This is a genomic window from Peterkaempfera griseoplana (genome assembly GCF_001418575.1).
In the GTDB taxonomy this organism is placed as follows: Bacteria; Actinomycetota; Actinomycetes; order Streptomycetales; family Streptomycetaceae; genus Peterkaempfera; species Peterkaempfera griseoplana.
Genome location: NZ_LIQR01000553.1, coordinates 1 through 4,385, shown reverse-complemented (window position 1 = coordinate 4,385; position 4,385 = coordinate 1). Strand labels below are relative to the sequence as shown.

Here is a 4,385-nt window from a genome sequence, read left to right as displayed (position 1 = left end):
GGGCTCCGGAGCCCCTGTCGGCGACCGGCCGCGGCGCGGGCGCCGAACCGGACGTGCGGGCGCAGAACGACCGTTGCCTGACGACGGCCCAAGGAGTGCGGCTGCCGGATTCCGACCACTCGCTCAAGGCCGGCCCCCGCGGGCCGGTGCTGCTGCAGGACCACCATCTGCGCGAGAAGGTGATGCACTTCGACCATGAGCGCATCCCCGAGCGTGTGGTGCACGCGCGGGGCGCGGCCGCGCACGGGGTGTTCCGGAGCTACGGCACCGCGGGCGGCGTCACCAAGGCGGCCTTCCTGGCCGCGGACGTGGAGACCCCGGTGTTCGTGCGGTTCTCCACCGTGCTCGGTTCACGCGGCTCGGCCGACACGGTACGGGACACCCGGGGCTTCGCCACCAAGTTCTACACCGCCGAGGGCGTCTTCGACCTGGTCGGCAACAACATCCCGGTGTTCTTCATCCAGGACGCCATCAAGTTCCCCGACGTCATCCATGCGGGCAAGCCGCACCCGGACCGGGAGATCCCGCAGGCGCAGAGCGCCCACGACACCTTCTGGGACTTCGTCACCCTGCACACCGAGGCCACCCACCACACGCTCTGGAACATGTCCGACCGCGGCATTCCGCGTTCCTTCCGCATGATGGAGGGCTTCGGCGTCCACACCTTCCGCCTCGTCGGCGCCGACGGGGCCACCACGTTGGCGAAGTTCCACTGGAAGCCGAAGCTTGGCGTGCACTCCCTGGTGTGGGAGGAGGCGCAGATGATCTCCGGGATGGACCCCGACTTCCACCGCCGGGACCTCGCGGACGCCATCGAGGCCGGCGCGTTCCCCCAGTGGGAGCTGGGCATCCAGACCTTCCCCGACACCCCGGAGCAGACGTTCGAGGGCATCGACCTGCTGGACCCGACGAAGATCGTGCCCGAGGAGCTGGCGCCGGTGCAGCCGGTCGGACTGCTGACGCTCAATGCGAACCCCACGAACTTCTTCGCCGAGACCGAGCAGGTCGCCTTCCACGTCGGGCACCTGGTGCCGGGCATCGACATCACCGACGACCCCCTGCTCGCCGGCCGGCTCTTCTCCTACCTGGACACCCAGATCACCCGGCTCGGCGGCCCCAACTTCGCCCAGATCCCGATCAACCGCACCCATGCGCCGGTCAACGACATGCTGCGGGACGGCTTCCACCAGGATGCCGTGCACAGCGGCGTGGCACCGTACAAGCCCAACTCCCTGGACGGGGGCTGCCCGTTCTTCGCCGGCGCCGACGAGCACGCGTTCATCGAGCACCCCACACCCGTCGCCGCCGCCGGCAGGGTGCGCGAGGCGCCCGCCTCCTTCGCGGACCACTTCAGCCAGGCCCGTCTGTTCTGGCTGAGCATGAGCCCGCCCGAGCGCGCCCACATCATTGCCGCGTACACCTTCGAACTGGGCAAGTGCTACGAGCGGGCCGTCAAGGAACGCGCCCTGACGGTGCTGGCCAACATCGACCCGACCCTGTGCCAGGAGGTCGCCCACGGGCTCGGCCTTCCCGTACCGCAGGCGTCCCAGCCCCTCGCCGACCCGCAGCCCAGCCCGGCCCTCTCCCAGGTCGGCCGGACCTGGCCCACGGCCGGCCGGGTCATCGGCATCGTGGCCGACCCCGGCGGCGACCTCGGCGCGCTGACCGCCCTGCGCCAGGCGGTCCTCGGCGCGGACATGGTGCCCCTGGTCATCGCCCCCACCGGGGGCGAGCTGACCGGCGACGGAGCGGCACCGCTCACCGTGCAGCGGACCTACGCCACGGCGCGGTCGGTCGAGTTCGACGCGATCCTGCTGGCGGGTGCCCCGGCACCGGGACCGGACGCCGACGGCAGCCGCGACGCCAAGGCCGGCAATCCGGCTGCAGCAGCCCCCGGACTCGACCCCCGCATCGCCCTGATGCTCACCGAGGCCTGGCGCCACGCCAAGGCCATCGGCGGCTGGGGCACCGCCGCCCAGGCCCTGCAGGCCGTGGGCATCCCCGCCGACGCACCGGGCGTGGTCCTGGGCGGCGACGGCGAGACCGTACTGCAGGACGTCATCACCCTGCTCGCCGCCCATCGCGCCTGGGACCGCTTCCCGGCGCCGTCCGGCACCGCCGTCTGAGCGTCTCCCCACCGCGTCACCCGGCCCGGTCTCCCCGGCGGCACCGCCGCCGGGGAGACCGGGCCGTCTGTTCCGGCGCCCTTCTCCGCGCCGTCGGCGCGCGGGCCGTGGGTGATCGCGCCGCCGCAGGACCGCTGCTGGGCGCAACAACGGCGGAGCCCGCCCGATCGTGTCGATCGGGCGGGCCCCGCCGTCCGCGCCCCGTCCGCGCCCCGTGGGGTTCCGGGCCACCGCAAGCGGCCACCCGTTGACCTGGAGGCCCGGGGCTGTTCCGGGATCACGGGTGGCCCCGACCGCGGGCCGGGCCCGTCGCGCCGCTGGGGTCAGGAGGACTTGCCGCGGCCGGTGACGAAGTCGCGGGCACGGTCGACCAGGCCCGCTCCGGGCGCCAGCAGCTTGTTCAGCGGGGGAGTGTCAGGAGCGGCGGGGTGCGGCCGGGTGGGCGCGATCTTCTTCGCCCCCCGCACCATCTCACCCAGCTTGTTCAGCTCCTCCGGCGAGCAGGCCTCGGCCAGCGCCGGGAACAGTCGCTGCTCCTCGTCCTCGACATGCGTCGTGACCTCGCTGATCAGCCGGGCAAGGAGGGTGTCGAAGTGCGGGTCCTTGGCCGGGCGCCCCTCCAGCTCCTTGAGCAGCTTCTCGACCTCGGCGTGGTCCTTGAGCTCCTTGTCGGCCATTGCCGCCCCTCCTGGGACGTGCTCACGCACCGCGGGATAGAGATACTGCTCCTCCGCCACGGAGTGCTGCACCAGCTCGATCGTGATCCGGTCGGCCAGGGTGCGCCGCTGTTCGTCGGCGGACGCGGGAAGCGCCTGGATCTGGTCGAACATCTCCTCGACCTCGCGGTGGTCGGTTGTGAGTTCCATGATGACGTCGCCGCCGTGTCCCATCGGGTGCGCCTTCCTGTCCGGGGTCTCCTTGCGGCAGGGCTGCTTCCCCTTGCGCCTCCGGCCATGCGCGTCCGTCCGGGTTGGCGTGCCGGCGGACCGGCACCCTCCGGGCGGGCGGTCCCGGATCGGAACGGCGAACGGGCGCTCGGTGCGGTGGCCGGACGGCGCGCGCCGGGACGGGCCGCCCCCGGTGCCGGGGCGGCTCCGCCCGTGGTCGTAGCCTTGCCGGCGGAGCCGGCCGGTCGTCCGGGACACCGGCCGGCGTGCCGGGCTCACCCCCACGGCCGTCCTCGGACGAAGCAGAGAGGCAGGAGACCCATGAACGCCACGTCGGCCGCGACCGCGGGCGCAGCCACCTTCGTCTGGCTCGGAATGGTGCTGGCGATCTCCTTCCTGGAGGCGCCGCTGAAGTTCCGCGCCCCCGGGGTGACCATCCCCGTCGGCCTCGGTATCGGCCGCCTGGTCTTCCGGGCGCTCAACCTCGTCGAGGTGGTGCTGGCCGCCGTGGTCGTCGTGGCGGTGGCCGCCGGCGGCCCTCCGGTGACCGTCCTGGTGCTCACCGTCGTGGTGGCGGTGCTGCTCGCCGTACAGCTGGGGGCGGTCCGTCCCGCGTTGAACCGCAGGTCGGACCGGGTCCTGGCCGGGGAGGACCTGCCCCGCTCGCGAGGGCACCTGTACTACGTGGGGCTGGAGACCGCCAAGGTCGTGGCGCTGCTGGTGCTGGGGATCAGCCTGCTGGCGCGGTAGCCCGCCGCGGTTGCGCTGCCTACGCGGACGGGGATACCCGGCCACCGACGCGGCACCCTGCAGGGGTGCGGTCCGCGACGCCGCCGCGCCGCGGGGCAGGGGGCCTTGGCGACCGTCAGCAGTACCGCGGCGTCCTCCAGGGCCTCCAAGCCGTGCTGGTCGCGCCCGTGGAACGCGCTGCGATGGAGGCCCGCGGCATGCTCTGGAAGCGGCCGACCGCCACCGCCGGGCGCCGTCGCGGTGGTGCGGCGGATCTCACCTGCCGGGGTCGTACGGCTGGTGGACCCAGGTGATCTCGGGACGGACCGGCGGCAGCTCCCAGGGCTCCACCGCGCCGCTGACCAGATCGGCGAGGAACTGGACCGTCCCCCCGGTGTAGTGCCACCAGCCGCCGTTGCGAGAGGCCACGGTGACCCTCCATGCCTGCGGCCCGGCAGGACTGGTGCTCCACAGGAAGAAGTCACCCTGGTTGGAGTCGGCCCAGGGGAGCAGTCCGCCCGGCGCGGGGTAGGGGCGCATCGGCACGGCCAGGTCGGCGTTCTCGCACCACTCGGCGACGTCCTCCAGCTCCTCCAGGGCGCTCTTGACCCACCGCGTCTCGGTGCCCGGGGCGGGGCCGCCG

3 protein-coding genes and 1 pseudogene are annotated in these 4,385 nt (G+C 73.2%); 2 read left to right on the top strand and 2 right to left on the bottom strand.

Going from position 1 to position 4,385, the window contains the following annotated elements:
- A partial coding sequence (locus AOK09_RS32405; protein WP_055590796.1) for a catalase occupies positions 1-2,126 on the top strand: 2,126 nt, incomplete at its 5' end.
- Between the two features lie 323 nt (positions 2,127-2,449).
- On the opposite strand, the gene AOK09_RS32400 is transcribed toward AOK09_RS32405, so the two are convergent.
- Positions 2,450-3,016, bottom strand: a complete 567-nt coding sequence (locus AOK09_RS32400; RefSeq protein ID WP_055590795.1) for a hemerythrin domain-containing protein — start codon at positions 3,014-3,016, stop codon at positions 2,450-2,452.
- 318 nt (positions 3,017-3,334) lie between these two features.
- Between AOK09_RS32400 and AOK09_RS32395 the strand changes: the two genes are divergently transcribed.
- Complete coding sequence (locus AOK09_RS32395) at positions 3,335-3,763, top strand: hypothetical protein (protein WP_055590794.1); 429 nt, start codon at positions 3,335-3,337, stop codon at positions 3,761-3,763.
- Between the two features lie 255 nt (positions 3,764-4,018).
- Here AOK09_RS32395 and AOK09_RS32390 read toward each other — a convergent pair.
- Positions 4,019-4,385, bottom strand: a pseudogene (locus AOK09_RS32390) (SMI1/KNR4 family protein); the annotation flags it as partial.